Raw genomic sequence first — 17,070 nt, forward strand, 5'->3', positions numbered from 1 at the left:
GAACCGCCCGGCGACAATGGACGATCAGAAGGACCAGAACCCAACCCGGGCCGCAACCCTTCACACATATCGTCTAGCCGGACTAACTGGCGCACGCGTGAGGACCGACCCCTTGCGAGAACCTTTGCCTTCGACTGTCCGAAAAAGGCTCTCTCGTCAGGGAAGGCACTCCGCCAATCAAGCGCACACTCGGCTTGGAAGGCAAACGCACGATTACGGACTCAGACGTGGGATCGGCGCAGTCCGCGGACAACCAAAAGGAATCAAGATTCATCCGGCCCAAACAGATATCCCGAAGGTGGCCGCCTGCAGGGGCAATCACCGGGCCTCTCCGCTCGGTTCTTGCTCAACTAACAACCGCAAGGCATATCCGAGGTATCCCTGCAACGGCCGGAGGAGGGCGGGCTATCGGACATCGCGATCTCCTCTGGAGTCGAGAGCTGACGGGACGCCTCGTTAAAGAACCGCCATCACTGCAATCCCGTGGCTCACTGTGCCTGGACCATCGCTCGGCAGGCCGACGCACAGAGACTTCAGAATCCCCGAACCGTCGAAAATGCGACAGCGCGCAACCGATGACGCAGAGCGTGACATCAAGCCCGCTGGCCCCCGAGCACTGCTGCCGCTACAAATTGTCGGAACCAGGTGGGATCCTGCATCATGGCAACCAAACGTCGTCGATCACGTAGCGCGGCGCCGGCGCCGTCGGATGCGGCCCCGTCTTCGCGCTCATCGTAATCGGGTTCCTCATCCAGTACTGGTGGGTTCTCCTGATCGCTCTCGGCGTGGTTGCGGTGACCGTGGCACTCGTCCGCGTCGCTACGGCCCCGCCCCTCCGGCCAGGGTGCGCCCGCCCAAGCCTGCACGTCCGCCCAAGCCCCCACCGGTCAGGGCACCACCCAGCCCGGCCCTCGTCAGTGACGATCTCGCAGACTAGATGAGCGCAGCCAAACAGGTCCGCCGCATTCGGGACATACAGGAGTGGGACTACGAGTGGCTCCGGCTGACCAACCCCGAGAAGAGCAGCCGTGACCTCAGTGAAAGCGCCAACGCCCATTTCGCGCGGGGGCGGTCGATCGGCGTCAATTATGGGGACCCTTCTGGCCCCTGACTCAGGGGTCCCAAACCTCAGCAGCCACGTGGAACTTGCCGGCTCCAAGTCCACAACGGACGGAGGCATCCTGCTCACCAACCACCCGAACCGGAAGTCACTCGGGCCGGAACTGGACCAAGACCCCTACCGCATCCATCGCATTGCAACCCACACCGTCACGGACTTCGAAGCCACCATGACATCCCACCGCTCGACCCGGCCAAGCCACGGACACTAGAACACCGGCAATCGCATGAAGGACGAGAAAACACAGCCAATAGTGAACAGGCGCTGCAAGCCGATGCTCGTGAAGCAACGGAGCCGCCCTACGCAGGCTTGAAAATTCGGGCTATTCCTTCACCGCTGACCCGATACCGTTCATTCGCTAGACCGTAGTCTTTTCCCTCCGCCCGGGCTCCCGCAATGAAAACGCGCAGGTCTAAGAGCGAGTCGCGAGCAAATTGCAATAATCAGCCGCAAAAAATCAGACTTAAGTGTGGACAGTGTCCACACCACCTTCGGCAGGACAAATGGACATGCACAACACTCCCCTTGCCACCGGGAGTAGCTCTCCCAGAGACTTTCCGGGCCAAAGCCGGTTTCATCATGTTGCACCCCGGACCCTGGACCATGAACTGGTGTTGGCCATCCACGACCAACCAGACAGAACCGGAACGAGAAACCGCATAACCCCACCCCAGAGCAGGCGGAGGGCCCACCAGCCAGGGTCTTGAACCCGCCACCCCACACACCTGAACAGGCCACCGCGGCGGCCAGGCCACAGCCCGCGCCCATAGCGTCAGAGGGACGCCACCACAAGCTTTGTACACACGTTAAAGCAAAAACCCCCTCTGACGAGGGGGAATGCTGTGCCCGAGGTGGGACTCGAACCGCATTCCAGCCCCCGCCAATACTGGGAACTCTTGAAAACATAAGCAATACGAGCCAGTCCGGCCGATGTACGACCCAGTCCGAAGGACAAAGTGTGTATGTTGTACACACCCCGTTTTAAGGCGATTCCGGCAGCCTCAACGTCGGACCAGCTGCATGGAAATCACCGCCGAAGAATCCCGCAATTCAATGTCCCCCCAGCCATCCCTAGGACGGATCGAACCCTTGGTCAGTCGTGAAGTCATGACGGTATCCACTGATCCACACCAGCAACACGATGAACGTCCATGCGGCGCGCTTATTGCCATCGAATGAGCAGATGGAAGCGGGCACAGACTCAAGGAGTGCCGCCGCCTTCATGGTCACCTCGGGATGGGCTTCAACGCCTATAACGGTTGTCGCCGGCGTGGTCAAGGCCGAGGCGAGTGCAGGAACTCGCGTCCGAGCGAACCGAGGAAGCTTCGGACGCGCACGAGGGGTAAGCCTTCGCGGCCTTCGGGCGAAAAGCGTTGAAGTGCTCTTCTGAGCCGGCGACGAGGAATCCGTCACGACCAGACTCCGAGTACGGGAAACAGCCTAGGTGGAAATCTCTTGCACTACTGACGTCGGACCGGGCGGCGGATAAACTCAGGGTCCCACGGTCCATCAACCCGAGGCCCCGACGGTTCGGGCCGGCCGATAAGTCGCCGGGGCTCAGCAGAGAGGCCAGCCATGGAGGACTTCGTCCCGGCCAACGAGTATTCGCTGGATCCTTTTCCCCATTACGCGAGAATGAGGGAAGCCGCACCTGTCTTTCATGACGAACAATCGGGGAGCTGGCATGTCTTCCGGTATGACGACGTACAGCAGGTGCTGTCCGAACATGCCAGGTTTTCCTCACGGTTGGGCGGCAACGATCCATCAGAGACTGGTCAGCTGTTCGCGTCGAGCCTGATCACAACTGATCCTCCGCGACACCGGCAATTACGCTCCTTGGTGACCCAGGCGTTCACGCCGAAAGCTGTGGAGGCGATTGGTCCCCGCATCTCACAGCTCACGGAAGAGCTTCTGGACAGGATCGCTTCCCGCGGAACAGCGGACCTGATCCAGGAGTTGGCCTACCCCTTGCCGGTCATCGTGATCTCGGAACTGCTGGGAGTACCCGCCCATGACCGCGACCTCTTCAAGACGTGGTCCGATGTCATCGTGAGCCAAACCCGAAGCGGTGCGACGAATGAGAATCACTCCCTCACCAACAAGGAAATGACGGAGTACTTTCTGGACCTGATCGCACAACGCAGGCATCGGCCCGGCGCCGATCTGATCAGCAACTTGCTCTTGGCTGAGATCGACGGGCAGAAACTGAGTGTGGCCGAACTGCTGGGTTTTTGCAGTCTGCTGCTCGTCGCCGGCAACGAAACAACGACCAATCTGATTGGCAACGCGGTTCTTTGCTTTACTGAAGTCCCTGGCACTATCGAACGGTTACTGACAGAGCCGTCACTGCTTCCCCAGGCAATCGAAGAAGTGCTCCGCTTTCGGTCCCCCGTCCAGTCCATGTACCGAGTGACGGTCGCAGACACCACCCTAGGCGAGGTTCGGATTCCGGCCGGCGCCCCGCTCGTGGCTTGGATAGGCTCCGCAAACCGCGACGAGTGCCAATTCGAGAGGCCAACCCAGTTCGACATCGACCGGGGTCAGATCCGACATCTAGCATTCGGCCACGGCATTCACTTCTGCCTCGGCGCCCCGCTTGCAAGGCTGGAAGCAAAGATCGCGCTGGAAGCCAGCCTGTCCCGGCTGCCCGGGCTGACGCTCGCCCCGGGAGCGCTCCTCGAAAGGATGGAAAGCACAATCGTCTACGGGCTCAAGACGCTCCCGGCCAGATGGCAGACAGCCTGATCGAGAGGGCGGCCCTGCCCCCGAACCCGCAGCATGCCCTATGCCGCGCCGGGGTTAGGCACTAGGGACTAGCCCAATAAGCCGAGAAACTTTCCCACAGTTGCAGCTACCAAGTGTCCAAGCCCCTCGGTGCTTTGAATCGAGGACCCATGGTGTATGTTGCATTCCGACCCCCATCAATTCAAAGAAGTGAGACCTCTTCAGTGGCAACCGATTACGACGAACTCCGCAACGACGTCAAGGAATCCCAGAACAGCTCCCTGGAAGCGCTCCAGACCGCTAACGCACCGGATGCCCGCAGCGTCGTTATGGATCTCGACGAGGCTGACGCACTGGACTCTGGATCAACACCAGGTGGAGAGATCATCGCCGAGGAGCTGACAGTATTGGTCATCCCCCAGGCCGAAGACGAGTTCACCTGTTACTCCTGCTTCCTGGTCAGGCATAAGTCCCAGATCGCACGCCAGAAAGACGGCCACTCGTACTGCGTCGATTGTGAAGGCTGAGCGGCTCTCCAGCCTGTGACAGGAGCGCTTGTTATCGCCGGGTGGTCCCGCCTGTCTCCCAACATGCTGGACGCATTCCTGTCTGTCGGCCGGTGAGGGTGCCCTAGGATCGAGGCAGATGCTTAGCCGTGGGGCGCCGCCTCAATTGCTCCGCGGTGCGTTCGTGGCCCGGGTGATTTAGCGACGTTGGCCCACCTCATTGTGCCTGTAGCGGCCGTCCACGCTCCATGTGCGCAAGATGGCGTCGGGCTGCGGGTGCGCGGGCCACAATTCCAGGAGATAGAAATCGACCGGGCCTTCGGAGAACTCGCCGGCTTGTCCCTGATCCAGTCCCCTGGCGCTGACGCGCAGCCTGTAGCTGCCCGAGAGGACACCGTTCAGCGGTCCCCTGCTTCCGCCGCCCAGGAGAGCCACCCCATCGAGTGCCCGTCTGGGAAGATGAAGGACACCGCAACAACGTCCTCCCACGAGGCATCATTATCTGCAGGCGGATCCTCCAGCAGAATCATGCGGACCGAGGAGCCTCCTGACCTGCGGGCGAGGTTGACGAAGACGCCATCCGGGTCGGAGGCGCCGATCAGCCCGTTTACCCGGCCGGCGAAGAAGCGGGCGAAATCTCTATCGAAACCGCCTGTCTCGGACCAGATCAGGTCAAACTGTCCGTAGTCGGTGTAGATCGTCTGGTCCAGGAGCACTCGTTTCACAGCCCAGGAGTAAGGCGAGCCGGGGTGTCCCCGTTCAAGTCCGGGGGCCGGCTTGTGCCGCTGGCCGGAGGTGTCGGCACTGCCCTTCGCATCACCCAGCACGGCCAGGTCTCGTCCTTGTGGTGATGCGGCCTGCTAGCCTCACTCCATGCGCAGAACATCGGCACGAGGTTCAGACACCGCCAGAGGAGAGCGCGTACTGATCCTGTCCGCAGGGGTAGGATCAGGGCACAACAGCGCGGCCGCGGCGGTGCACCAGGCGTGTGCCGCGCGCAGTGATATCGCCGAGGTGCAGGTGCTGGACGTGCTGCAGGTGAGTAGCGTGCTCTACCGCGCACTGCTGGGGAAGGGATACTTCGTCCTGGTCGAGGGCTTACCCTGGCTGGTCGAGTGGGGTTACGACATCAGCAACCCGCCCTTCCGGCGCCGCGGCCCAATCGACCCCTGGACACGGGTGAACGCCGGTCCGGTCATCAGTGCGATCAAAAGGTTCCGACCGACCGCGATCGTGTGCACGCACTTCCTGCCCGCCCAGCTGTTGGCGTCACTGCTCCTCCGCGGCGTGGTTGATGCGAAGACCGCTGTCGTGACGACGGACTATGACTTCCAGGGCCTGTGGCTCTCGGGCGCGTTCCACATGATCTTTGTGGCCAGGGAGGAAGGGAGGGTGGAGCTGACGGCGCTCGGCCTTCCTCCCGACCGAGTCGCTGCCACGGGCATCCCGATCACCAAACCGCCCGGTCCCGCGCCCGTGCGGGATTGCAATAAGCCACCGATGCTGCTGATCTCGGCGGGTGCGACCGGCGGGGACTATGCGTTCTCCGTGGTGCGGCAGACGATGCACATGCGGTCGGCATTCACGGCCACGGTCGTGTGCGGAAACAACGACGCGCTGCGGCAACGCATCGAGAAGCTGGTGGCGACCGCCCGCGACCGCTACCGCGTGCTCGGCTTCACCACGCAGATGCCGCAGCTGCTGGACCGCGCGGACTTGTTTGTCGGCAAGCCGGGCGGGCTTTCAGCGTCGGAGTGCATGGCTGCGGGGCTGCCCATGGTACTTGTAAACCCCATCCCGGGGCAGGAGGTTCGCAACGGCGATTACCTGATGGAGCAGGGCGCGGCCGTCCGCTGCAACACCCCCGCAACGATCGGCTGGAAGATCGATGAGGTGCTGCGCGAGCCCGGCCGGCTGCAGCGGATGCAGGCGGCCGCGCGGAGAACCGGCCGCCCCGACGCCGCGGCGGACGTCCTGAGCGGCCTGCTGGGCGGGCCGTCACGTCCGCTGGTCGTGACCCGCGCCGCGCAAAGGACAGTTCTTGCCGCGAGCGAGCAACGTTTCGTCGCGACCGATCTCACAGGACCCTCGTCCCTGGTCCGCCTGGTTGACCGGGCCGCGGGTAGCACCGTAGCGCTGCTGCAAGCCGAGGAGCTTTCCGACCTGCAGAAACGGTACGCAACTCCGAACAGTGGCCTGGTGCTGCGGCGCGGCCAAGCGCCCCTTTTGCTCGGCTGGGAGGAACGGCGGTTGCTTCGCACCCTGCTGCGGGGCGCCAAATCGCTGCCCGTCCGCGTCGTAGCGCCATCGGCACCCTTTCGCTTCCCTCCCGGGTGACCGACGGGACACGCCCCCCATATCGACCTCAGATCGGCTGGCGGTCCGAGACACCTTCCTCGTCAATCAGTCGCTCCGGGCGCCACAACCGTCCCGCGCCTGCCCAGCCGACCGGGCTGTGTTGGCCTGCCAGCAGGCACCAGTCCCCCGCCCGCGGCGACCAGCGCCGCGTGGACGGATCCCGCTGCAGGGTCGGCCCCGCATCCAGGGCAACCCGCACCGTCCTGTCCGCGCCGGGCTGCAGCGTCACCTTTTGGAAGCCCAGGAGCTGAGCGACCGGTCTGCGGATGGACACATCCGCAGCGTAGACCTGAACGACGGTCGAGCCCTCACGGTCGCCCGTATTGGTTACAAGCACATCCGCATAGCCGCCGGTGTCGTCGAACCTGTGGTCTAGCAGCCGATGCTCGATCCTCGTGTAGCCCAAGCCGAATCCGAACGGGAAAGCGGGCGCTTGTCCCTCGCCGTCGAGCAGACGTTGACCCCACTTGTCGTCATAGACGACGGACTTCGCCGCGGGGTCGAACGATGGCAGATGCGCGGCGTCCGTTGGCAGCACAAACGGCAGCCGCCCGCCGGGTTCCTCACTGCCCGTCAGCACGCTCGCGAGGGCACGGCCGCCTTCCATACCGCCATACCAGGCCAGGAGGAGGGCCGGCACGCGGCCTCGCCATGTCTCGGTGAGGATCGCACTGCCGCTGATCAGCACGACGACGGTCCGGGGGTTTGCGGCCACGACCGCCTGGATGAGGCGCTCATCGCCGGGGCGCAGCTCGAGGGAGCTGCGGTCGCCACCTCGGACGAAGCGCGACGCCAGGTGCGCCAGGCCGATGAGCACCCGACGGAGGGGGCCTGAGGCAAAGGTCCGACCGAGGACGCCCACGTCCACGCCGCCGGTAACGACGGACTCGCCTTCGTCGTGCTGGTCCAGGCCGACGACGACGATCGCTGTCTCCGCAGCGGCTGCCAACGCGGCCGCGGCGCGCTCGTTCCGACCGGAGCTGGTCGTGATCCGCACCCCGGGAAGCGCCTCACGCAGCCCCTGCAGCGGCGAGACCGTGGAGGGAGGCCGAACGCGTGACGAGCCATGATCGCCCAGGTTCGCTCGTGCCGCGAGTCGTCCGATCACCGCGAGATGTCCGGTGGTGGGAGCCAAGGGCAGTAGCGGCTCCGCGCCCACGGTTTCGTTCTTCAGCAGTACGATCGACTCCGCGGCGACCCGGTGGGCAAGAGCCCGGTGCGCCGGGGAGGCGATGACGGCGCGGGTAGGGGCCACCATCTCCCGAGCCGCGGCATGCCGCACGCAAGTGCGCAAGATACGGCGCGCGGACTGCAGCACTGTCGCGCGGGCCAGGTCACCGTTACGCAGCGCGGCCGGCAGTTCGCGGGCGCGCAGCAGTCGCAGCGGCATCTCCACGTCCATTCCTGCCTGCAGGCTGAGAATCGCGTCATGGGTGCCGAACACCCAGTCGCTCGTCACGAACCCGGGGAAGCCCCACTCCTGTCTCAACACATCCGTGAGCAGGGCGCGATTGACGTCCATGTACTCGCCTCGCACCCGGTTGTAGGAACTCATTACAGAGTCCGCGCCGGCTTCCACGACCGCCTTGAAGTGGGGCAAGTACACCTCGTGCAGGGCGTGTTCGTCGACCGACACGTCAACCTCGAAGCGCTCGTTCTCCATCGAGTTGAGCGCGAAATGCTTTACGCACGCCATCGCGTTCACGCGCACGCCTCGGGTGATGGCAGCTCCCATCCGTGCGGTGAGCACCGGATCCTCCCCGTAGCACTCCTGAGCCCGGCCCCACGCGGGGTGGCGAAGCAGGTTTACGCAAACGGAGGCGGAGTAATTTGCTCCCCGAGCCCTGGTCTCCAGACCGATCGCAAGCCCGACCCGTTCCTCCAGCGACGGATCCCAGGTCGCGGCCCGCGCAATTGTCACAGGGAAGGCGGTGGAGGCGCCGATCACGACGCCGCGGCCACCGTCGCTGAAGCGGATGCCCGGTATGCCGAGCCGCGAGACCGCCCCGGCCACGAACGGCACCCTATCGAGCAGTATCGGGATGAGCGGGAGCAGCAATCCGGGAGAGTCGCCGTCGAGCAGGCCGAGGATCTCCCCATCCGTCATCAGGTCGATCAGTAACTCCGCGGCCTCATCCGCGTCGAGCTCGCCCGCCCGGACTGCCCTGACCGCCTCGCCATAGGCGCTGCTCTCCGCCGTCATCGTGTCCGTCAAAGCCAGCCCTTGCGTTCGCGCTGCCCGTCGCCCCGCAGCAATCTTCATACACTAAAGCCCGCAGTAATCTTCATGCCTAAAGTCTGCACCCTGTGAGTGCGCGTTAGTGGCCGAGGCCGGTACGTGCCGGTGCCGGTCGCGGAGTCGTCGGTGCGTCCGGCCCCGGGCGCCGTACCCTGAAGACCAAGTTTCACGGCATTTGTGCATGTTTACGTTCGGCTGGAGTTAGCTCGCGCCGAATACTGTCCTGACGCAGACAAAGGAAATCCCGAGCCTGTATCTATCTCGCTAGGGGTTTGCGGAGAGCAAGACGTCTGTCAGGAGATCGGAGTACCTTGCACGAAAGGCCCACAGGACCAGCCCCATGACCCGTTAAAGGGGACTGGGCCGGCGAGTGAGGCGGTCCCGGTAACCTTTCCGGGACCGCCTCAGCGCTTCCTGACCGTGCCGCGCGGCTGGATCATCCGTTGCGTGGCCTCTTAGCCCCCCCACGACAGCCATCTCGACCTGCAGTTCCCGTGTTCCCCCTCAACGCCCCCAAATACTGCGTTAAGGGGGAACCCGGCCCGTGCTCCTGCTGCTTGCCGGACCCGGGAACGCCGTTCGCGTCCCGGGGGAAAAGTAGCCCAGTACCCCGTATTGCCGGGGGCCGGGGCTCTTAAGTGCGGCTTAGTTGAGGGCGGGTGACAGTCACTCCGGTCCGGGTCGCGGTAAGGCGTCGGCAAGCCGGTCCGCGTCCCCTGCGCGCGCTTCGACCGTGGAGGGCACGGTGCGGGTCTCGCTGGTGCAATTCAGCAGCGCTGCCGTGACCTCGGCGACCAGATCCGGGAACCGGCTGGCCCGGTAGCCGCAATCGTCGGGGTTCTCGGAGTGACTCAGTGTTCTGGTGACGAGCACTGCGACCTGGGTCCTGCGCGTCATGCCGAGTTTCATCAGGATGGACGAGACCATGTTCTTCACGGTCTTTTCTGCCAGGGACATCTCCTGGCTGATTTCGCGGTTGCTCAGTCCTTTACCCACGCCAATTGCGGTAGTCGTTTCCTGCCTTGAAAGTCTCAGGAGTCTCTCATCCGGGCGTGGGTGCCCTGGCAGGGAGAACGGGGCCAGAAGAGCCTGATGGAACCGGGCACTGTATGCGGTGTGCCCGGCCAAGACCCGTCTGATGAGCCTGAGTTGTTCGCTGCTGTCATCCTGTTTGGACAGGCACCCCCACGCGCCGGCCAGAATCGCGTCGATCAGCACGGCTTCGTCGCTTTCCGCGGTCATCAGCACACACCGGATGCCCGGGTCGGCCGCGGCGACGGCCCGGCACACGTCGGCACCGGAACCGTCCGGAAGATCATCGTCAAGGATTACCAGCTCCGGGCGCAGGGCCGGGATCCGCCGCACTGCTTCACGGGCGACCCCGGATTCTCCGGCGATGCTCAGACCATCGGACTCCAACAGTTGGCGCAGGCCCCGCCTGATGACCTCGTGGTCATCCAGCAGATACACGCCCCGGCCTGCCAAAGGGTAGTGCTCATGGGCGTCCGGGTCAGCCATCATTGCTGTTCCGTTCTGTCGCCTGTCAAACTCCGAAGGCGTTGTTAGTGAATCCCTGACGCCGCCCTCACCGGCTCGACGACGAACCCGGATCCCCGTCCGGTCCCTCTGCCGGCGCGCATTCATGCGCACAGGCCCTTTCTCCCCAAGCTAGACCCGATAGCGTCCTATACCTAATAGCTTCCGGGCAGACGACCGGTGCCGTCGCCTCAGGCGGCCACGCGTGTAGCTGGTACCGGAACGGGAGTGTAGGTGGTGCCGTCGCGGAGCATGGCCCAAAGGACGTTCAGGCGGCGCCGGGCCAGGGAGAGCATGGCCTCTATGTGGGTTTTGCCTTCGGCGCGTTTTCGGTCGTAGTCGGCCCGGGAGACGGGGCAGCTTTCAGGGCCGAGAGCCCGGAGAGGTAGAAGACGCGGAGGAGTCTGCGGTCGTAGCGGCGGGGCCGGTGGTGGTTGCCGGTGATCCGGCCGGAGTCCCGGGGCGCGGGGGCGAGTCCGGCGACGCCGGCGAACCGGTCCGCGGTTTCAAAGACGGTGAGGTCTCCGCCGGTGGCGCCGAGGAACTCGGCGGCGAGGGCGGGGCCGCCGGGCATGCTGAGCAGGGTGCGGGTGTGTCGGTGTTCGGTGACCTTCTCGCTGATCAGCGCATCCAGCTCGGCGAGTTCTTTGTTCAGGATGATGATCTCCTGTGCGAGGGCAGCGACAATCAATTCCCCGAGGTGCTGGGCCGGGACGGTGGTGTGTTGGGACTTCGCCGCTTCGACCGCGGCGGTGGCGACAGCGGTGGAGGAGCGTGCAACGTGTTTCTTCAGCCATGCATGGAGCCTGGTCTGGCCGGTGCGGCGGATCCCGCCCGGGGTGCGGTGTTTGGTGAGCAGCAGCGCGGCGGCTTTGGAGCGGCTGTAGTCGAAGGCACGCTCCAGCGCGGGAAAGTATTCGAGCAGCTGGGCCTGCAGGCGGTTGATTGCCCGGACCCGGTCCGCGGATTTGTCGGCCCGGCGGGCGGTGAGGATCCGCAGCCCGGTGCTGATCTCGGCGCCTGCCCGCAGCGGCTGCAGGTCGCGGCGCATCCTGGCCTGGTCGGCTATTACGGCGGCGTCTTTGGCGTCTGTTTTGCCCTCGCAGCGGTAGAGCTTGGAGGCGTGGTGGACGATCCGGCCCGGGATGTAGAGGATGTTCTGGCCGTGGGCGACGAGGATGGCGATCAGCAGCGCGGGCCCGCCGTGGTTCAGGTCCGGAACGCCCCCGGTGGGACGCTCCCCCCACGGATCCGAGACCACGGAGTACCGCGTAACCTGCCACGGGGCTCCCAATGGGGTCACGGGCGGTGATTGCCACGGCTGGCTTCGGCAACAATCACCGCCAAAGATATTGACAGGTACCGTGTTGCTCAAATGGATACTTACACCGACCGTATGGAAGCAGCCCTGTCGAAGCAGATCAGGGTCGAAATAGTAGAGCGGGGTATCACCCAAAAGGCCTTGGCCGAATCAATGGGCATCGGCCGCCCAAGCTTGAACCATTACCTTACGGGGCACCGCAGCATGACAGCGGAGAGCTTCTTCAAACTCACCGAGGCCATTGGCGTTGCTCCCTCTGTCCTTCTAGGCAAAGCAGAGGAACGCTTGACAGAACGACCAGACCCCATGGCCTAAGAGCCCACGCCCACTTTTGCCAAGGCGCTGTGCCTCAACCTAGACGAAGAGGATGAGGTCTTCGAACTCGACAGTTGGAAGGTTGACTTCTCGCGACGACGCCGACTTCCGCGGAACGAGGCGGAGATACTTCCCGGACTAGCAAATATGGACTAGCCGCTGCCGTGCCACTCTTAGCCAAGGGATGGGTTGGTGTGACAGCGTCAGCGACTGTCTTGGAATACAACAGGTTAATACGACGCCGGTTATCCCTGAAGGCCGGACCCGTTTGACGCCGGGTCTTACCCCGGGGGCCCTGTCTCCTTAAGCTGTCCCAATGTGAAAAGTCTCAGATGCGCCGTGCGCTGAGGTTTTCGAGGCAGCGGGCGGCCGCCCGAAGACGACTGCGGGAAATTACATTGATCCCAATCCTGTCAACCCCAGTGGCGATCAAGTGTCCGACAGGCCGGGTCGGTAGTCCGGACAAAGGATCCTTTGACAAGACGAGCTTCTTCTTGTAGTAAAGATCGTGTTCGCCGTGGGATGTTTGTTGCTCTCCGGCGCCAACAACGAAGGAGCTCATGCTTTTTCCGGCATTCGGAATCGGGCTTGCCGCCGTCGTCCCGCTCTGTGCCGGCACCGCCATGGTCTACCCCACGCTGCTTGCTGCTATCGGCGACGTAGCCCACCCCTACGACATCCCCGGCAGACCGCCCCGAAGGGTGGCACAGTCGTCGGCGAGCTGGCCGGTCAACGTGGTGCGGTCAAGCCCTGGTGTCCCGGAAACCACCCGTAAGGAACGGCACGTCCCCACATGGCGTCGCCATGATCGGGGCATTGACCGATTCGGGCTCCAGCCCCATTATTCGTGGCCCCACCTTCGAAAAGTGGTTCCTCAAACGGAAATATCAGGCCGTGTCCGCCGCCGTGTCCGCCTGGGGATCGGTGTTGGCGGCAAGGCCTCGCCAGGTGAGTACCGCCGCGGCTGCGACCGCGGCGAGAAAGCCGGCGGCCAGCCATGCCTTGCGGTGGCCGCGGTCGGCACGCCTGAGTTTCCGTTCCGCCCGTTGCACAGCCGTTGCGGCTGCCTTCCGGGCCTGTCCGGCAGCCTTCTTCTTCCCGGTAAGCGTGAGGACCACGGCGTGAACCACCTCGGGTACGTTGGCTTCCCCGAGCCTGGACAGTGCCCACCGGACCGCGGCTTCGGTCTGGGGGGAGGGGTCCTGGATGGCGTGTTTGATCCAGTCGGCCGTGCGGTGCTGGAGGGCGTGCGAGGTCTCGTTCAATCCGGTCATGGTCATCCTTTCCGAAGGCGTGTCGTCGGGCATCTGCATGTCAGACGCAATGGGTTGGGTGGGGGCGGTTATGAACGGCGGGTTGGATCAGGGTTCGGCGGCCCCGGGTCGGGGACGGGGAGAGGGCCGGGCGCCGGATTCGGGTCAGGGTCCGGCGGCGTGGTCGGGTCCGGGCTGCGGTGGAAGGGTCATCGGTTGCTCCCTTGCGGTGGGCCTGGCTGGTGACTTCAGGCTACGCCCTGGCATCTTCGCGAGGCCAGGGCCTGCCATCGTTCTTGGCCGCTTCGAGGCTGGCGGGGCAGGATCCGGTTCCGGCTCCGGTTGGCGTGGCGCCCGGTACCGGGGATGACCGGTGGCCGTTCATGCCCTGGGCAGTGGTGTGTCATGGCCTGGTTGTGGGTGTGCGGCGGCTGCGGGATCTGAGTTGGATGATGCGCACGGCACCGGCTACGGCGACCAAGGCCCCGCCGCCGACCGCGGCGATGAGCAGGGCAACGCCGAGGGAGATGGTCCCGTCCAGGCCGAAGAACCTGACCCTGGCGTTGTCCTGGTTCTGCACGATGAACGCGATGAGCAGGATCAGGAGCACGAGGGCGGCAATGGTTGCGGTCCAGGCCATGCCGGCGCGGGTGATCACCGGCCGCCGTGCGGCGGACGGACCCGGTCCCGGGCCGGGTGCAGGTTCGGGTGGGGGCTGTGGTTCCGTGTTCATGGCATTGACCTCGCTGGTTTGGTACTGGATCGCCGGCCCGAGCGAGTCCGGAGAGGGAAGGACCCGGCCCGGTCCGGTACCGGGAACTTGATCAGAGTACGCCGGGGGAACGGAGAAGGACAGCTCGGCAGCAGCGGAAATACCCGGCGACGCCTGCGGCGTGGGCAGCAAACCGCTTCCCGGCCAAGGCCGGACAAAGGTCCTTGGACCGGAGTCAGCGGGGCGGCTCCGGGTCAACGGAGGGTGCCGGTCGCACCGGCCGGCACCCTCCGTTGGCAGGAGCGATCATGGGTTTGGGTAACAAGATCAAGCACGCCGCCGGAAGATCCTCCGGCAAAGCCAAGGAGGCAGCAGGAGATGTGGCCGACAACGAAAAGCTGAAAGCAGAAGGCCGGCCCGAGCAGGCCAAGGCGGAAGTGAAGCAGGCCGCCGACAAAACAAAAGACGCCTTCAAAAAGGACTGAGCGGGATGCCGGGACCCCGTGGTCCCCATCTGGGCCAGAGACCCCCGGCACCGCTCCTTCGGCGTCTTCTACCTGCCCCGGTCCGGAGACATCCTGGTCTGCACCCCGGCCAAACCGGCTACATCGAGCCAGGCAAAACAGGCACTGACGAGCAGGTCGCCCTCCGCAACGACTCCTTCAGAAAAGCCGTCAACCACGCCAAGGAACTCATGTACGGCACCCGGTTCTGAGACCGGCGCACGACCAGCCCGGGGCCTGGCTGACCCTGCCGCTTCGGAACCAAGGCGCCCGCGCCCCCTCAGCCCAACAACGATCCTGAAAACCAAAAACCATCCCCAGACCTTGGGCTTGACCAAGGAACCGCCGGGCCCGGAACCTTCGCGGGGAATAGTTCCGTGTTCTCCTGGTCGGCGGCACGCAATGGACTTAGTGTTGGGATCATCGGCATTCGCCGCGACAACCCTTCAGGAGGGCCTTTGGCTTCCAGCCAGTCCAGCTCCGAACACTTCGGGCAGCATGTGGAAAGCGTCGTCGGCTCAGAGCCTGATGCCAGCGGTCCCGCGTACGTCCTCACAGAGGACGACACCGTTGAAAGCGTCGTCTCGGGCCTGCGGATGAAACAGCAGGAGCACGGCGGCCGGGCCAGCGAGCCTTCAGTCCTTCACGCCTCGGCCGAGGTCCTCGTCAGCAGGCGCGATGAGCAGGATCCGGCCCATCACGCCGGGACCTCCCAGCCGGGGCAGTATCAGCTGGACATCCACTTCGGCGCGGACCACAGCACCCGGGAACCCATCCCCGAGATGGATTTGGAAGCCGCCCGGATCTGGGCACAGGGACGGATCGAGGCCGAGGGGGCGGACTTCGGCGCCATCTACTTTCCCTCCGGCGGCGGCCTTGCCCCGGGAACCGGTGCACTGGAGTGCAGGTACGACCGCGCAATGGGCTGGTACCGGTAGGCTGCGCCCCTGGCGTGATCTATAGGGTTTCGCCGTCGAATGCTCCGGGAAACAGGTTTGTTCCGGAATCCTGAAGAAGCCGGCCGGGCATGTGATCGACGACGCCGTTCTCGGTTCGCTGGAGTACAGCGTCTCGGTGCTCAACGTCCCGCGGAAAGAAACCGGGACACCCCGGGACGCGGGACATTCCTCCACCGGATAGTCGCCCCGACGACTGCTCCGGGCCTCGTGGGGAAATAGGGAAAGCCCCTCGGGAGGGGCTTTCATCGGGAATGGACAATGTTGCGTGGATTGGACAGCGGTGATGCGCTCCTCCTTCCCGGGCCTTCTGTCGCCCGTGCCGGTTTCAGTAGCAAAGACTGTAATAGATCCTCCGGTCTTCGTCCAACACCGCGACTGTTCGTTGAGAATGGGCTCAGCGTGAAATGGCGGTTTGTCGTTCCTTCAGCGCGAGAAGAAGGTCTCCGCCTGGCTGATGTCCCAGCAAATCCCGGTTCCCCATGGATGAACACATGCCCAGCCCGCTGACCAAGGCCCACGGCCCGGACAAGCAGGTCCCGAAATGACCGATACCCGCCGGTGCCACCGGTAATCTGGCGCCATGGCCATCGAACTCATCTCCCTGACCCCAACACAGACCCTGGGCATTCCGGTGGCCCTTGTCGGTTCGGTTTTCCTGGCCCTGGGCGCACAGTTTCAACACCGCGGAGTCTCAGAGCGTGATCCCGAAGCCGAGGCCGGCACTAAAACCGGGCTGAACCTCAAAGATCTACTGACCCTGGTGCGCCGGCCCGCATGGTTGGCCGGGACGCTGATGCTCGGTCTGGCTATCCTCCTGCAACTTTTCAGCCTGTACCTTGCGCCTCTGACGGTGGTTCAGCCCCTCGGCGCCCTCGCTCTTGTCATTACCGCTGTCCTCAACGCCCGGGCGGCCAAGGCAAAGCTGGGCATCCCGACCATCCGGGCCGTGGCCTTCTGCGCGGGCGGCATCGGCTTGTTCGTCGGCGTCGCGGCCCTGACCACGACCACGGTTCCCATCCACGATACCCAGCTGATCATCGTGCTGGGCATCCTCGCCGCCGTGCTCACTATCCTTGCGTTGGCCTTCGGGTTCTTCCGCAGGAGGTTCAGCACACTGTTTTACATCGTTGCAGCCGGCGTCCTGTTCGGGTTTGTCGCGACCCTGGCCAAGGTCGTCATCGACCGGGTCCATACGCTGGTCCGGTTCGGATTCCACTACGAACCAGGAGACGGGCTCACTTTCGTGTGCATGGCCGGCTTGGCCGCCGCGGCCCTGTCAGGATCCTACTTTGTCCAGAGCGCATATGCTTCCGGGCCTGCCGACCTCGTTGTCGCCGGACTGACGGTCATCGATCCCCTGATAGGTGTGAGCATCGGAATCGCCGTGCTCGGCGAAGCCTCCTCCGCCCCCCTCTGGGCAGGCGTTGTCTTCGTCCTCGCGGGCGCCCTGGCCGTCTACGGCGTCTTCCAACTCTCGACCCGTCACCCTCGGGCACATCCATCCCGACCCCGGTCATGAACGTT

General features: G+C 64.4%; 15 protein-coding genes and 1 pseudogene. 10 read left to right on the top strand and 6 right to left on the bottom strand.

Features of this window, described 5'->3' with window-relative positions; translation table 11 throughout:
- Nucleotides 1-937: 937 nt before the first annotated feature.
- The 4 genes from OOZ51_RS15460 (at nt 938) to OOZ51_RS15475 (ending at nt 4,371) form a co-directional block, all read left to right on the top strand.
- Nucleotides 938-1,111: a hypothetical protein gene (locus tag OOZ51_RS15460; protein WP_265980678.1), complete on the top strand. Its 174-nt coding sequence runs from the start codon at nt 938-940 to the stop codon at nt 1,109-1,111.
- The gene (locus tag OOZ51_RS15465; RefSeq protein WP_265980679.1) at nt 1,089-1,331 is read left to right on the top strand and encodes a hypothetical protein; all 243 of its coding nucleotides are present in this window, start codon (nt 1,089-1,091) and stop codon (nt 1,329-1,331) included. The genes OOZ51_RS15460 and OOZ51_RS15465 overlap by 23 nt, the downstream gene beginning before the upstream one ends.
- A gap of 1,364 nt (nt 1,332-2,695) precedes the next feature.
- Complete coding sequence (locus OOZ51_RS15470; RefSeq protein WP_265980680.1) at nt 2,696-3,865, top strand: cytochrome P450; 1,170 nt, start codon at nt 2,696-2,698, stop codon at nt 3,863-3,865.
- A 203-nt stretch (nt 3,866-4,068) separates the two neighbouring features.
- Nucleotides 4,069-4,371 carry a DUF4193 domain-containing protein gene (locus OOZ51_RS15475; protein ID WP_265980681.1) on the top strand — a complete coding sequence of 101 codons (303 nt, stop codon included), beginning with the start codon at nt 4,069-4,071 and terminating at the stop codon, nt 4,369-4,371.
- Between the two features lie 377 nt (nt 4,372-4,748).
- Here OOZ51_RS15475 and OOZ51_RS15480 read toward each other — a convergent pair whose 3' ends face one another.
- Nucleotides 4,749-5,177: a hypothetical protein gene (locus OOZ51_RS15480; protein ID WP_265980682.1), complete on the bottom strand. Its 429-nt coding sequence runs from the start codon at nt 5,175-5,177 to the stop codon at nt 4,749-4,751.
- A 46-nt stretch (nt 5,178-5,223) separates the two neighbouring features.
- On the opposite strand from OOZ51_RS15480, the gene OOZ51_RS15485 reads away from it, so the two are divergent.
- Nucleotides 5,224-6,687: an MGDG synthase family glycosyltransferase gene (locus tag OOZ51_RS15485; RefSeq protein WP_265980683.1), complete on the top strand. Its 1,464-nt coding sequence runs from the start codon at nt 5,224-5,226 to the stop codon at nt 6,685-6,687.
- A gap of 28 nt (nt 6,688-6,715) precedes the next feature.
- Here OOZ51_RS15485 and OOZ51_RS15490 read toward each other — a convergent pair whose 3' ends face one another.
- The 3 genes and pseudogenes from OOZ51_RS15490 to OOZ51_RS15500 all read right to left on the bottom strand — a co-directional run.
- The gene (locus OOZ51_RS15490; protein ID WP_265980684.1) at nt 6,716-8,923 is read right to left on the bottom strand and encodes a beta-glucosidase family protein; all 2,208 of its coding nucleotides are present in this window, start codon (nt 8,921-8,923) and stop codon (nt 6,716-6,718) included.
- 690 nt (nt 8,924-9,613) lie between these two features.
- Entirely contained in the window at nt 9,614-10,468 is an 855-nt protein-coding gene (locus tag OOZ51_RS15495) for a response regulator (protein ID WP_265980685.1), read from the bottom strand.
- Nucleotides 10,469-10,674: 206 nt separating this feature from the next.
- Nucleotides 10,675-11,699 (bottom strand): annotated as a pseudogene (locus OOZ51_RS15500) (IS110 family RNA-guided transposase); the annotation flags it as partial.
- A gap of 159 nt (nt 11,700-11,858) precedes the next feature.
- Between OOZ51_RS15500 and OOZ51_RS15505 the strand changes: the two are divergent.
- A complete protein-coding gene (locus OOZ51_RS15505) occupies nt 11,859-12,119 on the top strand; it encodes a helix-turn-helix domain-containing protein (protein WP_265980686.1) in 261 nt (86 codons plus the stop codon).
- A 27-nt stretch (nt 12,120-12,146) separates the two neighbouring features.
- Nucleotides 12,147-12,275 (top strand): DUF6984 family protein, encoded by a 129-nt coding sequence (locus OOZ51_RS22545; RefSeq protein WP_416346392.1) that lies wholly within the window; start codon nt 12,147-12,149, stop codon nt 12,273-12,275.
- Nucleotides 12,276-13,006: 731 nt separating this feature from the next.
- Here OOZ51_RS22545 and OOZ51_RS15510 read toward each other — a convergent pair.
- Both OOZ51_RS15510 and OOZ51_RS15515 read right to left on the bottom strand, forming a co-directional pair.
- The gene (locus OOZ51_RS15510) at nt 13,007-13,393 is read right to left on the bottom strand and encodes a hypothetical protein (protein ID WP_265980755.1); all 387 of its coding nucleotides are present in this window, start codon (nt 13,391-13,393) and stop codon (nt 13,007-13,009) included.
- 382 nt (nt 13,394-13,775) lie between these two features.
- The gene (locus OOZ51_RS15515; RefSeq protein WP_323054768.1) at nt 13,776-14,276 is read right to left on the bottom strand and encodes a LapA family protein; all 501 of its coding nucleotides are present in this window, start codon (nt 14,274-14,276) and stop codon (nt 13,776-13,778) included.
- Between the two features lie 116 nt (nt 14,277-14,392).
- Here OOZ51_RS15515 and OOZ51_RS15520 point away from each other — a divergent pair, with 116 nt between their 5' ends.
- The 3 genes from OOZ51_RS15520 to OOZ51_RS15530 all read left to right on the top strand — a co-directional run bounded on the left by OOZ51_RS15520 (nt 14,393) and on the right by OOZ51_RS15530 (nt 17,065).
- Nucleotides 14,393-14,569, top strand: coding sequence for a CsbD family protein (locus OOZ51_RS15520; protein WP_265980687.1), 177 nt, complete (start codon nt 14,393-14,395; stop codon nt 14,567-14,569).
- Between the two features lie 476 nt (nt 14,570-15,045).
- Nucleotides 15,046-15,525, top strand: coding sequence for a hypothetical protein (locus OOZ51_RS15525; RefSeq protein ID WP_265980688.1), 480 nt, complete (start codon nt 15,046-15,048; stop codon nt 15,523-15,525).
- A 601-nt stretch (nt 15,526-16,126) separates the two neighbouring features.
- A complete protein-coding gene (locus tag OOZ51_RS15530; RefSeq protein WP_265980689.1) occupies nt 16,127-17,065 on the top strand; it encodes a multidrug DMT transporter permease in 939 nt (312 codons plus the stop codon).
- The last annotated feature ends 5 nt before the right edge of the window (nt 17,066-17,070 follow it).

Source organism: Arthrobacter rhizophilus, from assembly GCF_026241105.1.
In the GTDB taxonomy this organism is placed as follows: domain Bacteria; phylum Actinomycetota; class Actinomycetes; order Actinomycetales; family Micrococcaceae; genus Arthrobacter.